Below are 14,321 nucleotides of genomic sequence, written 5' to 3' on the forward strand. Positions count from 1 at the left end.
TGAGATTGCTTTAGAGCCGCTCCCAGGTTCACCGCAATGCTCAGGGACGGCGGCGAACCCTGTGGGAGCCGGCTTGCCGGCGATGGGGCGCGAAGCGGCCCCAATGGCATTTCACCTGTTCGCGAACAGCTTCGGCAACGCGGCGAGCTCGTCGAAGAACGTCTGCGGTAGGTCGGGAATTGCCTGTTTCAGCGCCCCGACGGGGTCCTCCATGAAATATTCCATGCGTGAGGCATCGCCCCCCAGCCAGGCGAAGAAGCGCTGTTCATTCGCGGTCATCGCCTGGATCAGGCGCTCTACCGTGCTCGCTGCCGCGGCGTCGGTTTCCGCGAGCTTGCGGATGAGCGGATGATTCGCCCCGGTTACCGGTGCCCGTGGCCCTCGGGAAGAGAAGGTGACGTAGTGCTCGCCTGCGGCGCTGTCTTTGAGGCGGTACTTCACGAAGTGGGTCGACTGGCTGGCCATGGCAGGCCTCCTGTTGTTCCGTGTGTGTCGGTAGGTGCCACGTGGGCTAGACGAACAGCGGATCACCGCCCAGTTGCAAGGATATGTTCGGATGGACGTAGTCGAGCTTGAACGAGCCGCTGCCCGTCCACTTGATCGGGTCGACGGCATTGACCATGAGCAGGTCCACGGCAGGGGAGGTGTCCTTGTTGACCGATTCGATGGCCGCCGTGGCGATTTGCGATGCCCCCAGCAACAGCCCGATCACCAGGCCGCCCAAGACGATCGATGCGCCGTCGGTGAGCGGGGCGCAGATCAGCGACACCAGACCGATGATGATCGACAGGATGATCTCGGTGACGATCACGCCAGGGTCCTGGTGGACGGCGTACTGCTGGTCCGTGGGTTGGGTCTGGATGAAGGTGATGGTCTGCCCATTGTTCGACGTTCCGAGGTCGAGGGTGTACCAGTTGGTGGCTGTCGTCTCGGAGGTCACGCCGAAGGTGATGTAGGTGCTGGTGGTACTGGTGACGGTGAACGTCTCGCCATCGGTCTCTACCGTGAGCGCGGTGAGCTTCGGGTAGTAGGTCGAGCCATCATGCGCGATCGGCGGCATGTCGACGGACACACCTTGCACCAGGTAGAGGCGGGTCTTGTCGTCGCTCATCAGGAAGTTGTCGTCGGTCAGCCCCGGGTAGGCGACCATGATCGCCGGGCGCACCAGGTCGTAGAGGGTGCGTTCCTGGGAGACCAGGAACCCGGCTTCACTGCCCCCGGGAATCGCCGACGGCGATATCTGTTCGCTCAGGGATTCACCGTTGCGGTCCCCGGTCATGGTGAGCACGCCCAGCACGCTGTCCTCGAGGGTGCTGCCGTCGAGGTAGGCGTAGCTGGTGTAGTTGGGTGTCACGAACCCCCATTGTTGCTGGTCGATCATCCGGTTGAGGTCGACCACCGAGAAGATGTGGTTGAACGCCCCCAGGTTGCCGTTGACCCAGTCCAGCAGCGCCTGGCCAAAGACGGCGCTGGTGACGGTGCCAGGGTCGGGCGACAGGGTGACCTGGCCGACCAGGGCGGCCACGGGTGTCGAGGGGTCGTCCGAGGTGGTTTTCACCACCAGCGCAACCGGGTTGGAGGGGACATCGCCCGCTGCATCATGGGGAATGTAATGAAGGTTGATCTCGATGACCGCCGTGCCCGTCTCGCAGGTCACACGCTGGCCGTTGCTGTAGTCGACCACGATCCCGGTCATGGGGATGGAAAAACGCACGTTCTTGCCATCCCCACCCCTGCAGATCTGCCAATCGCAGAAGTTCGCCGAGACCGTGTAGGCATCCGCCGCCGTGACCGTGAACCCGGGCGGTGACGACTTCTGGTCGACAATGGTCTGGTTGACGTCCGGAATCGGGATGGCGAAGGCGGTATCCCAATTGTAGGTGTAGACCCCCTCGTTGCTGGTCGTCATGACGCCTCTCCTGTTCCGTACGCCGTTGCCTTCACTTGGTTTTCAGGCCGATCTGCAGCGAGTCGGCCAGCCACGCCGAGGTCAGGTCATAGCCAGTGACGCCGGGGAAGGTATACGGCTCTATGGCATCGTTGGCGAACTCATCGAAGCCGGGCACATTGTCCCATTCGTTGTTGTACACCGCCGCCATGATCGCCGAGACGGCGATCTCGATACCGGAAGCGGCCGCCACGGCACCGGTGATGCCGCCAAACACCTTCCAGCGGGTGGAGTTGAAGGCATTCTTGATGCGGGTCATCCGGCCGGCGGTCTGCTCGGCGCCATTGGCCAGGGCATCCTTCTCGTTGGCGAGGTTCTGCTCCTCTGCTTCATCGCTGCCACTGAGCTCTTCGACGAAGGTGGTTTCGTTGATGACCGCGCTGCCTTCCTCGACGCTCTCGACCGTCACTTCCGCCGCACTGGCCAGGCCGTCGACGATCGGGCCGAGTACGGCGACCAGGGCCAGGCTGGCGGTGACCGCCCCCATCACGATCTCGAAGGTGATTTCCGCCTGGGTCTTGGTGACATCGACGGTCATGTTGCGCACCGATTGGGTGAAATTGAAGATCTGCTTGGTCGCCCCCGTCGACGTGGTGACCGTCTTCAGGCCCAGGTTGACCTGCTCGGTGTAGTTGATGTGCACGTCGTACTGCCAGCTTTGCGAATAGGTCAGGTCGATGAATTTGATCTCGAGGAAGCTGTGCTCCAGGTTCATCTCGAACTGCCCGGCGGCGATGGTGACCTGGGTCGCGGTATAGAACTCGAGCTGGCCGTCGTTGAGGTCGACGATGTACTCCGAGCCGTTGCCGCTGAGGAACCACTGGCTGCCGGCGACATTGACCTTGACGGTATCGCCGCGCAGGTCAGGGTTGTAGTAATAGCCACCTTCGCCATCGGAGTGCTTGAAGGCATCGACCAGCCCCTGGGGCAGCGAGCCGCTGTCCAGCTCGGCGGAATAGCCGTTGTCGGCGGTGGTGGCGTCGGGGTCGTCCTCCATCTTGAAGTAGCCGTAGGTCAGCGCGTTGACGTTCTGGATGGACAGCCCATCGTTGAATATCGAGAAATCCTCGTCGCTGGCATCGTCGAACAGGATCTTGGCGCCGCCGAGCATCATGTTCTTCATGAAGTTCTGCCCGCTGATCAGCAACCCCACGTTGGCGCCGTTCGCATCGCTACCGGTGGGAATGGCATTGGGCGATACCTGGTGGTTCGCGCCGGGTCGGTTGTTCTGGACCATGGTCAGCACCCCCATCACCGAGCTGGTCATGGTCTGCTCGTCGATGACGGCATAGCTGGTGGCCGTCGGGTCGATCCAGGTGTAGCTGGGCGATTGATCGAGCTGGGGGGTGAGGTCGATGACCGAGAAAACGAAGTTGAAATAGCTGATGTTGCTGTTGAACCACTCGCTCAGCAGTTCAGGGAGCACCGCGTTGCCGATGCTGCCGGCATTTGGCGGATTCAGCACGTTCATCACCACGACAGCTGGCGTTGCACCGGCTTCCTTGCTCAGGGCGCGAAGCTGGGTGGCGAAGGACTTGGTGTACTGGTACACGGACAGGAACTGGTTCTGGTCCTTGTCCTGGCTGAAGAACAGGTAATAGAAGGTGTTGTCGGCGGCGGCGATCAACCAGGCGGCGCCCTGATGGACCGTCGAGAGCTTCGACTCGCTGGTGATGGTGACGCCGTTGGCGGCGAAGTCGGCAATGAGGGCCGCATCGACGATGTCGTTGTCGAGGTCGGCGACGATGGCCGCCACCCCGCTGTTGATCACGAAGGACTTCTGGTCGGGGTCGGGGATCCAGTCCATGTTGATCTGGATGATTGCACTCATGCCCAGCCCATCCAGCGGATAGCTGTTGGCGCCAGCCTGGTAGACACCGCTGGCGATCGGCACGCTCATGTTGATGTTCTTGCCGTCACCGCCGATGGTCAGCTGCCAGGGGTCGAGGCTGGCCTGGATCTGGTAGGACGGGTCGTCGCTGGCGGCCTGGGTGAGGGTCTTGGCGCGGCTGTCGACGCTGCCCCAGTTGTCGGTGAGGGCCGTGTTGGTGGTGTCGAAATGCAGGGCCACCACCGTATCCCAGTCGTAGGTATCGGCCGTTGGACGGGTGGCGATTTCTGATACGGGCACAGGGGCGAGCGATGTGTTGTCGGTGGGGGTGGCCATTGGCTGTTCCTCCTGGGTGGATCGATTTCCCGGCCTGCACACCCGCGCCGGGCACCTGGAACGCTCAGGAAAGGTTTCCACGGAAGTAGAGGGCACCGTCGAGCCCACCGTCGGTCAGGGCGAACGATTGACCGTTGGCCTGCCAGTCGAGCAGGTCGGTGACGTTGACCGCATGGTTGCCGAGGGTGGATTGCACCGCGCCATTGATGTTCGACATGCCGACGTCGTTGACCTGGTCGCCGAAGCCGTTGACGGCGTCGGTGATGTCGGCGATCAGGCCGACCAGCGTCAGGCCCAGCCCCACCAGGATGATGTAGTCGTACCAGGGGATGTCCTGATCGTGGGTGGTCGTCGGGTTCGGGTCTTGCCGGAAGGTCATGCTGCCGCTTGCAACGTCCAGCGACAGTGGGTTGACCGTATGGGCACTCCAGCTGTAGGAGGCATCGGGGAGGTCGGCCAGGCCGAACAGGAAGGTCAGGGGGCCGCCGCCTGCGGAGGAGGTCTGCAATCCGTCCCCGGCATCGGAGGGCCATAGGGAGAAGCTGTTGGTGTTGATCGCGTCGCCACCAACCTGAACGGTGAAGGCGCCACTGTTGGAAATCAGCGAATGCTGGTTCGATTGGCTGACGGAAAAGGTCCCACCCGGGAAGGTGGCCTGGACACCAGGCAATAGCGTGTTCTTGAAAAAGGCGCTCTGCGAGATGAGGGCCACGGCGTTGGCGCCCGGCACCAGGGCCGTCGAATCGAAGGCGGGTGTGGGTGGGAACGGTGAGTCGTCGAGCATGGACAGGAAGCAGAGTGCCTCGATGTTGCCCGAGGCGATGTAGTACTGCCACTTGTACGGGCGCAGCCAGGTCGTCGCGCCGGCAGGCACCGGGACGACGCCGGCGAATACATACTGCAGGTTGCCCCGGTTCTCGTAGAAGGCCGCCTGGATGATCTGCTTGAGCATACCGATGGCGGCACTGGTCAAGGTGCCGGAAGGGTCGGTGACCGTCAGTATCGCAACGTAGCCGGGATCGTTGGGCGTCGCGTCTTGGGTGGGCGAGAACACCAACTGGGTCAGTGACCCTTCACCGTCGAGTGCCTGCTGGTTGCCGGGGCCCATCCAGCCCAGCGTTATCTCCAGCAGCAGGGAGACACCGGCCATGTTCCATTCGCCGTTGACACCGGGGAGATTGGAGATGCTCAGGCTGCCATCCTTGATGGGCACGTTGAGCTTCATCAGGCTGTTCTGGCCGCCGTCGGCCATGCTCCATACATCCAGGTGGACATCGAGCGTGGTGATGGCCCCGGTCATGGGGTCGTGGTCGGTGTAGGCGACGGGCATCGCGACGGATGCCAGGTTCCTGCGTAGGATGTCGTTGACTTTGTCCTGGCTCAACGCATAGGAATAATCATATTGATAGGTGTCCATAAGAGCATCCCTGTCTCTCCTGTTCCTTGTTGTTTCGCCCACTCGCTGAATAACAACGAGTGGTATTTCAGGCTAGTCGCTTTCTTGTGCGGGTCAACGCGTTTCAATAATAAAAATGAAGCAGGCGAGGGCGGTATTGGGTTCGAGGCGGCAGGGTATGACGATCTTGCGAGGGCCTTGCAAGGCCTGGGCGCGATATGAGGGTTGGGCTTGACGCTTGTTAAAACAAGGCATTGAGCAGAGCAAGGGCATCGGAAGGAAACCCCGGAACTTGATATTTGATGAGGCCAAGTAAGATGTCCACTTATGAAGAATGTGAACATCAATGACATCATCTATTCGGATATAATTGGCTCGTCGTTTCAGGCCGATATATAAAACCTGAATCATCAGATGTCGATCAATTGATTTCTCTATGATGGCTTATGCAGCACACGCCCGGGCACGACCGAGGGCACGGGGATGGTGTCCATCGCCGGCTATAGCGTACGAAGGATCGTCAAGGCTCGCAGGGTCGGTTCGTAGACCCTGCCGTTGCGTACCATCCGCGGGTCGCCGAACAGCTCCCGCAGGCGCGCCAACGCAGCGCAGCCGGTTGCCCGAGATCGGAGAACCACGGAGAGGGTGAATAAAGCTGCTTCGTCGTCCAGGACAAAGGGGCTGGCCAGCCTATTGCGGATAACGATAGCGAGCGCGTGCCATTCGAGGGAGTCTGCGAACCGACTTCAAACTGACGCAACACTCGGGAAAGCGGCGCTCCCCAGGGGGAAAGCGCCGCGTTTCAAGCCTTTTGGGGCGGGAAAACTAGCAGCCTTGCGGCATCTCGCCCTGTGCCAGGCGGGCGTTGATGTCGGCGATCACCGCTGGAAGCTCGGCGATGGTGTCGATCAGGTAGTGCGGGCGTGAGCCTTCGAACATCTGGCCGATGCGCTGGCGCTCCTGCTCCAGCGTGTCCGTCGGCAGCGCCTTGTATTGCTCGTAGGTCAGGCCCAGGGCATTGCCTGAACACGTCAGCGCAACGGTCCACATGCCAGCACGGCGGCCTTCGAGGATGCCCGGCCAGGTGTCGTCGACCTTCACGCAGGCGGCGACGTCATCGATGCCAAGGGCAATCACATTGGCCAACGCCTGCGCGGGATGCGGACGGCCGTTGGGGACTTCATCGGTGGCTACCACATGGTCGGCGACGTAGCCGTTGCGCTCGGCCAGGGCGACGACCTTCTCCATCACTACCGCCGGGTAGCCGGAGCAGGACCCAATCTTCAGGCCGCTCTTGCGCAGGGTGGCGATGGCCTCCAACGCACCGGGGATCAGGGCGGAGTGCTCGGCGATCTTCTCGATCTGCAGCGGCATGAAGCGCTCGTAGATGGCGGTGACGTCATCATCCGTGGGCAGGCGGCCGAAGGCGGCGCGGTAGCGCTCGCCAATGGCCGGAATGTCGCACAGGGTGCGGATGTGGTCCCATTTGCCCATGCCCATCGGGCCGCGTGCCTCTTCCAGGCTGACCTGCACGCCGAACTCGGCGAAGGCCTCGACGAAGATCTGGGTCGGCGCGAACGAGCCGAAATCGACCACGGTGCCGGCCCAGTCGAGAATGGCGGCTTGCAGTTGCTGGGGTTGCTGGTAGTGCATGGCAGTACTCCGATGAAGGGAATTGCAGGGTGAGCGCAGCCTGCCCGACGATAGGGCAGGCTTGCAGGTTCTAGGGGACATCAAGGGTCGCTGTCGGTCGCTGCGGCGGCGGCGTCGAACAGCTCGGCGATGATCGGCCGCTTGCGGCGGATGCCCAGGCAGCACAGGTAGTAGCTGATGTGGAACGGGTCCTCGGCAAAGGCGATGGAGCGGGTGCCCGGCCTGTCGGCGTATTCCACCGCCGAGACGAAGCCCACGCCGATACCGTGTACCACCGCGTGGACGATGGCCTCGCGGCTGTTCAACTGCATCGCGCAATCCAGTTCCACGCCGTGGCGCCGACAACCTTCCTCTACCAGTTGGCGGGTGCGCGAGGCCGGCTCGCGCAGGACCACGCGCTGCTGCGCGATCGCCTGCACGCTGACGCCCTGCTGCCGCGCCCAGGGATGGTCGTCGCGCACCACCGCGAGGATCGGGCAGGTGCGATACAGCTGCGTACTCAGGCGCTGGTCGAACTCCGAAAGGGCGAGGATCGCCACGTCGATGTCGAAGTTGTACAGCCGCTCCAAGGTGCCGGCCTCGCTGGTGAAGGAGGTTTCCAGCTCGATGTGCGGGTAACGCTGCATCAGCGAATAGGTCAGGCTCATGGCGATCGGTGGCGAGACCGCGCCGATGCGCAGCATGCCCTGCTTGCGCTGCTGAAAGCTCTGCAGCAGCTGCAAGGCTTCGTCCTCCTGGCCGAACAGGCCTTGGGTGATGGCGTAGAGTTGCTCCCCGGCAGGGCTCAACTCGATGAAGCGGCCGCGGCGATGGAACAGCTCTACCGAGAAGCGCTTTTCCAGGCCGCCGACCTGCTCGCTGATGGTCGGCTGGCCGATGCTCAGCAGCTCGGCCGCCTGGGTGAAGCTGCCGGTGCGGGCCACGGCATGAAAGGAGCGCAACCACTTGTGGTACTGGTACATGGAGCCTCTCGAACCAGGGGGCGTTGATCAATGGCGTGCCGGCAGCCAGCCGCATGGCTGTGCCTCAGCGCCGCACGAACAGGGCGACCAGGGCGCTGCACACGCAGGCCGTGGTGACCACGACGAAGATCAGTGAAGTATTGCCGGTCGTGTCCAACATGCGACCGATCAGGGGTTCGGCCAGGCCCGCGAAAAGATAGGACGAGAAGTTCATGATCCCGGTGGCGGTACCGGCACGGCGCGCGCCAACCAAGTCCGGGCACAGCGCCCAGAAACTGGAAGCCGGGCCATAGACGAAGAAGCCACAGAGGAACAGGGCGAGCAGGCCGATACTGCTGTGGGCCGGCAGGCTCCACATCCACAGGCTGGTCAGTGCGCCGAGGACCATGTAGAGCACGATCGCGTGGTAGCGTTTGCTGCCGAACAGACGGTCCGATACCCAACCGTTGCTCAGCGCGCCGACGGCCATGCCGACGGGCAGGGCGATGGTGATCCACTTCGGGTCGATGAAGCTCTGGCCTTTCTGCCAGTCGGCGCCGAGGAAATGCACCGGCACCCAGACGATCAGCCCATAGCGCGCGGCGTTCTGGAAACCCAGGGACAGCGCGGCCACCAGCAGGCGCGGGTTCTTCAACACCGCCAGGTAGCGTTGCAGCGAGGACTCCTCCTGACCATCAGCGGCCTCGCTGGCACGATCCTCGGCATTCGCCACGCCGGTGTCGGCCAGCGGCTCGAAGCCCATGTCCTGCGGACGCTCCCGTGCCACCAGGTAGAACACGATGCCGCCAGCGAGCATCAGCAGCACGGGCAGGCGGAAGATCCAGCGCCATTCCAGGTGCAGTACATCGATCACGACGACCGAGGTGACGTACGACAATACCGAGGCACAGCCCGCGGCGAACACGTAGAAGCCATAGACCTTGCCACGCTCGGCGCTGCCCCACCAGTTCGACAGCAAGCGGCTGCCTGGCGCCCAGCCCAGGGCCTGGAAGTAGCCATTGACGCCCCAGGGCAAGATCAGGCTGGCGAAACCGCTGGCAAAACTGGTGACCCAGTTGGCGCCGCAGGACAGCACTGCGCCCAGGCTCATGATGCGTCGGCCGCCGAACTTGTCGGCAAGGTTGCCGTTGATGGCCTGGCCGATGGCGTACATCCAAAGCATGGCGCTCGACACCCAGCCGAGGGTTTCCTTGCTCAGGCCGAACTCGGCCTGGATGCCCGGGATGGCGAAGCCGAAGGTCTGGCGGCCGGTATAGAAAAACAGGTAGCAGAACATCGCGGCGAGCAGCATGCGCCACTGCGCCGCCCGGAAGGGAGACGTGGAGGAGTCGAGGCCAGGCAGGGTTTGTGCGCGGTTCATGGCAATTTTCCTTCTTGTTCGCTCGCGCCGGCGCAAGGCTCGGCGTGTCGGCACTCTTGTTCGGTGCAACAGGAAAAGGCGGCCGCCTGGGCCACCCGGTCAAGGACAGCTTCAGGCGGCTTGCGAGCCGATGAAATTACGGCCTCGCGCACCCTGCATGGCAACGTCGATCATCGCCTCGGCTTCGGCGGCAGTCACCCCGTAGTCGCCGAATTCGGTCTTGACGCCCAGGCGATGGAGGAATTCACGCAGGCGCTTCTGTGCGCTATCCAGATCGCTGCCGAAGACACGTTGCAGGGTGCGGTCGCGGTCAGCGTCGTGGCCCCAGGCCAGGCCCAGCACCAGTGGCAGGGTGAAGGAGCAGGCGATGCCGTGGGGTAGCCCGTGGCGCAGGGTCATCTCGTAGGAGATGGAGTGGGCCAGGGCGGTCTTGGTGTTGGAAAAGGCCATGCCGGCCTTCAGCGCCGCCAGCGCCATGCGCGAGCGCAGTTCGCGGTTGCCCAGGTCTTGCTGCAGGCGCGGCAGGCAGTCGAGGATGTCCTCGATGGCAGAGACGGCGAAGGTGTCGGAGATCGGGTTGGCATTGTGGTTCCAGATCGATTCCAGTGCGTGGGACAGTGCGTCCAGCCCGGTAGAGGTGGTCACACCGACGGGCACGCTGAGCATCAGGTCTGGGTCGATCAGCGCCACCTGCGGCCAGGTGCAGTCCAGGTGCAGCGAATACTTCTTTTGCCGCTGCGCGTCCCAGAGGGTGGCCCAGGGCGTCACTTCGCTGCCGGTACCGGCGGTCGTCGGCGCGGCGATCAGCGTCTTGTGCCGGGCCGGGACGAAGGGTTTGCCGGTGGCCAGCAGGTCGAGCAGCTCATCGAAGTGCCCGGACGCGGTGCCGACGATCAGTGCCTTGGCGGTATCGATGGCACTGCCACCGCCGAGGGCGAAGACGGTGGTGCAGTCCTCCGCCTCGAGCCAGAAGCGCTCGTGCACGTCGCGCAGCCAGGCCACGTCGGGGTTGGGCTGCACGTCATCGATCACGTAGACGAGGCGTTCGCCGAGCTGGGCGCGCACGCGGTCGATCAGCCCCAACTGCGCCGCTTCAGGGAAGGTCACCAGGGCGACCTTGCCTTCGCAGAGATCGGCGATGCGGTCCAGGCTGCCGCCACCGAAAACGGTGGCGACCGGGTTGTGGAAGTGAGCAGGCATGGGCGGTTCCTTGTTGTTGTGTGTTCGTGTGGCCATGCTCAGGTCATCGTCGTTTTCGTTCCAATCGATTGATCGCAGGTAGGTATTGGCTAGACCGATAACAGCCGGGAGGGCATCGTGACGGTCTGCAGGCGTGCAGGTAGCACCTCCATGTGGGTAAGGCTTGTCCTGCGGGGTGAGGGCGGGGGTATCCTGTGGCCCCGTCGCAGTCACGAGACCGTCATGTCGTGCGTAGTAGGAGGCGGGGCGCGGGGGATCGATGGACGCTTATTCCAGCGCATCCCTTATCTGCAATGAGCGGCTCAGCCAGTCGCAAAAGCTTTTGCTCAGCGGGTCCGCCTCGCTGTCACGGTGCACCAGGCAGGCCCACTTGGGCCCTCGCACGCGCTGGTCATCGAGCGGTACCAGTAGCCCACGTTCGCGCGCTGGGGCTGCTAGAAGCTGGCTGACGAGGGCGATCCCCAGCCCCTGAGCCGCCGCATCCAGCAGCAGGCCCGGGTCAGAGAAGTTCAGGCCCTGGCTGTGCTGACCGACGTCGCGACCGCCCTGTACTTGCCAGTGGCTCCAATCCATCTCGCGTTCGCCATGCAAGGTGGTGCGTCGATCCACCGGGGTGTCCAGCAGGTCAGGGTGACAGGCCGGATACAGGCGGTCTTCGAGCAGTACACGAAAACTGCATTCGGCCTGGGCGCTGAGGTCATCGCGCACCGCGATGTCGATGGTCTGAGTGGCCATGTCCGGCGTTTCGTCGGTGGTCAGTAGCCAGAGATCGACCTGGGGATGCTGCCGGTGGAAGTCAGCCAGGTGCGGTACCAGCCAATGGCGGGCAAAGGCCGGTGTGGTGTTGACCACCAGTTGGTTCGGTTTGCGGTACTGGTCCAGGCGACGGATGCCTACCGCCAGTTGCTGCAACAGCGACTGGGTGGTGCTGAGCAGGTCGAAACCCGCATCGGTCAGGGCCACCCTGCGGCCGTTGCGCAAGAACAGGGGCTGTTCGAGAAAGCCTTCCAGGCTGCGGATCTGCTGGCTGATGGCCGATTGCGTGAGGTGGAGTTCTTCCGCGGCCTTGTGGAAGCTGCCCAGACGGGCAGCGGCTTCGAAGCCACGCAGGGCGTTCAGTGGAGGCCAGTGTTTGAGCATGCCTGATAAGCTCTCCTAATCAAAATTGCGCAAAATCTATCGTTTGTTTCCGCGTTTTTACAGACCTAGCATACAAATCATTACCGCAGTCGCAATTCCCACCAAAAGAAAAACTTAACTGAAGGCGCTTGTATGCAATTCAACGATTCGCAGAACGGTTGGCTCATGCCCGCCGAATGGGTACCCCATGTCGCTACCTGGATGGCATTTCCCCATAACCAGGCCCTGTGGGAAGCCAGCTGGGGCGTGACGCTGGCCCAGGTGCAGGTTGACTTCGCCCGGGTGGCCAACGCCATCGCTCGCTTCGAGCCGGTGAAGATGGTGGTCGATCCCACTGCGGTAGCTCGCGCCCGCGAGCTGTGCGGGCCGAACATCGAACTGATCGAGCTGGCGATCGACGACAGTTGGTGCCGCGACTCCGGCCCGAGCTTCGTCTGTCATCCGCAACTCGGCACTGCCGGCGTCAACTGGCGCTTCAACGCCTGGGGCGGCAAGTCGGCGCATGGCCTGGACGAGACCTTGGCGCAGCGCATTCTCAACACGCTGGGCCTGGAATGCTTCGATACACCGCTCACCAACGAGGGTGGCGCCATCCATGTGGATGGCCAGGGCACCCTGATCACCACCGAGTCGGTGCTGCTCAACCCCAATCGCAACCCCGGCATGAGCAAAGCCGAGATGGAAGAGATATTCAGCCGCCTGCTCGGCGTGAAGAAGACCATCTGGCTGCCGGGCGATCCTGACTACGTCACCGGCGACATGACCGATGGCCATGTCGATGGCGTGTGCGCCTTTGCCCGTCCCGGTGCTCTGTTGGTGGATGCCACCCGAGATCAGGGCTCGGTGTACGCCGAAGTGGTGCGCGAAAACCGCCGGGCCCTGGAGCTGGCCACCGATGCCCGGGGCCGCCGCTTCGAGATGCTCGAGCTGTTCGAGGCCAGCGAGGCGGTAGACACCGAGGCCGAGGTGTTCTGCGCCTCCTACACCAACTTCTACATCTGCAATGGCGCCATCATCATGCCGGCCTATGGCATTGCTGCCGACGACGAGGCGGCTGCCACGCTGCGCATGGCCTTCCCTGGCCGCGAAGTGGTGCCGGTACGGATCAACGAGCTGGCCCATGGCGGCGGTGGCGTGCACTGCATTACTCAACAGCAACCGGCCTGGCCGCTGAAAGGGGTAGGGCAATGAGCAAGCTGACCGTCGCTACGACCCAGTTCGCGTGCGGCTGGGACCTCAAGCAGAATCTCGACCAGGCCGAGCAATTGCACTGGCAAACGCCTGGAGTCTGAAAATGAATGCGCTGAACAAGTTGCTGATCGGCTCATTGAGCCTGGCCCTGAGTTGTGCCGTATTGTCGGCCAACGCTGAACAGAAGACCTTGCGCCTGTACAACTGGGCGGACTATTTCGCCGAGGACACCATCGCCAGCTTCACCAAAGAGACTGGCATCCAAGTGATCTATGACGTCATGGACGGCAGTGAGACGCTGGAGGCCAAGATGATGTCCGGCCATAGCGGCTACGACCTCATTTTCCCCGGCGACACCGTGGCTGAGCGGCTGATGCGCGCCGGCGCCCTGCAGAAGCTGGACCCGGGCAGGCTCGAGCATCTGGACGACATCGAGCCTGGGCTGCGCACCTTGCATGCCAAGTATCCTCACTCACGGGACGCGACGGTGCCCTACACCTGGGGCACCATCGGCGTGACCGCCAATCAGGCGATGATCGAGCAACGCATGGCCAATGCCCCGGTCGACAGCCTGGACCTGATCTTCAAGCCCGAGCTGGCGGCGAAGTTCGCCGATTGCGGCATCTCCATCATCGACTCGCCCGACGAGGTGCTGGCCGTGGTGCTCAACTACTTAGGCCACGACCCGCGCAGTGCCAAACCGGCGGAGCTGGCCGAGGCGACGACGCTGCTCAAGCGCATCAAGCCATACATCCGTAAGTTCCAGTCGCAGCCGGTCACCCAACTGGTGAATGGCGATATCTGCCTGTCCCTGGGCTACAGCGGCGACATGACCCAAGCCCAGCGTGCTGCGGACGAAGCCGGCAAAAAGGTGCGCTTCCAATACCACATCCCGAAGGAGGGCACCACGGTGTGGATGGATACCATGGCCATCCCGGTCGACGCCCAGCGTCCGGATTACGCCTATGCCTTCATCAACTTCGTCATGCGCCCGGAGAACATGGCTGCGATCAGCAACTTCACCGGCTATCCCACCTCCAGCGCCAAGGCCAGGCCGATGGTGGCGGCCGACATGCGCAACAACCCGGATATCTACGTCGATGAGGCCACCTATGAGCGGCTGATTCCCGGCAGGGACATCCCACAGCGCGACATGCGGGCACGCATGCGTGCCTGGACCACCTTCAAGACAGTGAAGGTCGACTGAACCGCCGGTCGCTCGTAACACCGCTGCGGCAGTGCCATGCCAGGGACGGCATGGCCGAGTGCAAGCGGCCAATCACCAGCAGATGAGAGTGCAACAA

General features: G+C 63.0%; 11 protein-coding genes. 2 read left to right on the forward strand and 9 right to left on the reverse strand.

What is annotated here, in order from left to right:
* Positions 1-111: 111 nt before the first annotated feature.
* The 9 genes from NJF35_RS05455 to NJF35_RS05500 form a co-directional block, all read right to left on the reverse strand.
* The gene (locus NJF35_RS05455) at positions 112-465 is read right to left on the reverse strand and encodes a hypothetical protein (protein WP_253090780.1); all 354 of its coding nucleotides are present in this window, start codon (positions 463-465) and stop codon (positions 112-114) included.
* Positions 466-511: 46 nt separating this feature from the next.
* On the reverse strand, positions 512-1,909 hold the full coding sequence (locus NJF35_RS05460) for a TULIP family P47-like protein (protein WP_253090781.1): 1,398 nt from the start codon (positions 1,907-1,909) through the stop codon (positions 512-514).
* Between the two features lie 31 nt (positions 1,910-1,940).
* A complete protein-coding gene (locus tag NJF35_RS05465) occupies positions 1,941-4,115 on the reverse strand; it encodes a TULIP family P47-like protein (RefSeq protein WP_225787786.1) in 2,175 nt (724 codons plus the stop codon).
* A 64-nt stretch (positions 4,116-4,179) separates the two neighbouring features.
* Positions 4,180-5,532 (reverse strand): TULIP family P47-like protein, encoded by a 1,353-nt coding sequence (locus NJF35_RS05470; protein WP_225787787.1) that lies wholly within the window; start codon positions 5,530-5,532, stop codon positions 4,180-4,182.
* Positions 5,533-6,336: 804 nt separating this feature from the next.
* Complete coding sequence (phnX, locus tag NJF35_RS05480; protein ID WP_253080113.1) at positions 6,337-7,164, reverse strand: phosphonoacetaldehyde hydrolase; 828 nt, start codon at positions 7,162-7,164, stop codon at positions 6,337-6,339.
* 80 nt (positions 7,165-7,244) lie between these two features.
* Positions 7,245-8,126: a LysR substrate-binding domain-containing protein gene (locus NJF35_RS05485; protein WP_253090782.1), complete on the reverse strand. Its 882-nt coding sequence runs from the start codon at positions 8,124-8,126 to the stop codon at positions 7,245-7,247.
* 64 nt (positions 8,127-8,190) lie between these two features.
* Positions 8,191-9,486, reverse strand: coding sequence for an MFS transporter (locus NJF35_RS05490; RefSeq protein WP_225787790.1), 1,296 nt, complete (start codon positions 9,484-9,486; stop codon positions 8,191-8,193).
* 111 nt (positions 9,487-9,597) lie between these two features.
* Positions 9,598-10,686, reverse strand: a complete 1,089-nt coding sequence (gene psrA / locus NJF35_RS05495; protein WP_225787791.1) for an iron-containing alcohol dehydrogenase PsrA — start codon at positions 10,684-10,686, stop codon at positions 9,598-9,600.
* 267 nt (positions 10,687-10,953) lie between these two features.
* On the reverse strand, positions 10,954-11,826 hold the full coding sequence (locus tag NJF35_RS05500) for a LysR substrate-binding domain-containing protein (RefSeq protein WP_225787792.1): 873 nt from the start codon (positions 11,824-11,826) through the stop codon (positions 10,954-10,956).
* 132 nt (positions 11,827-11,958) lie between these two features.
* On the opposite strand from NJF35_RS05500, the gene NJF35_RS05505 reads away from it, so the two are divergent.
* Positions 11,959-13,017, forward strand: coding sequence for an agmatine/peptidylarginine deiminase (locus NJF35_RS05505; protein ID WP_253080116.1), 1,059 nt, complete (start codon positions 11,959-11,961; stop codon positions 13,015-13,017).
* Positions 13,018-13,120: 103 nt separating this feature from the next.
* Positions 13,121-14,224: an extracellular solute-binding protein gene (locus tag NJF35_RS05510; RefSeq protein ID WP_253090783.1), complete on the forward strand. Its 1,104-nt coding sequence runs from the start codon at positions 13,121-13,123 to the stop codon at positions 14,222-14,224.
* Positions 14,225-14,321 lie beyond the last annotated feature (97 nt).

The sequence above is a fragment of the Pseudomonas guariconensis genome, assembly GCF_024127895.1.
Classification (GTDB): Bacteria; Pseudomonadota; Gammaproteobacteria; order Pseudomonadales; family Pseudomonadaceae; genus Aquipseudomonas; species Aquipseudomonas guariconensis_B.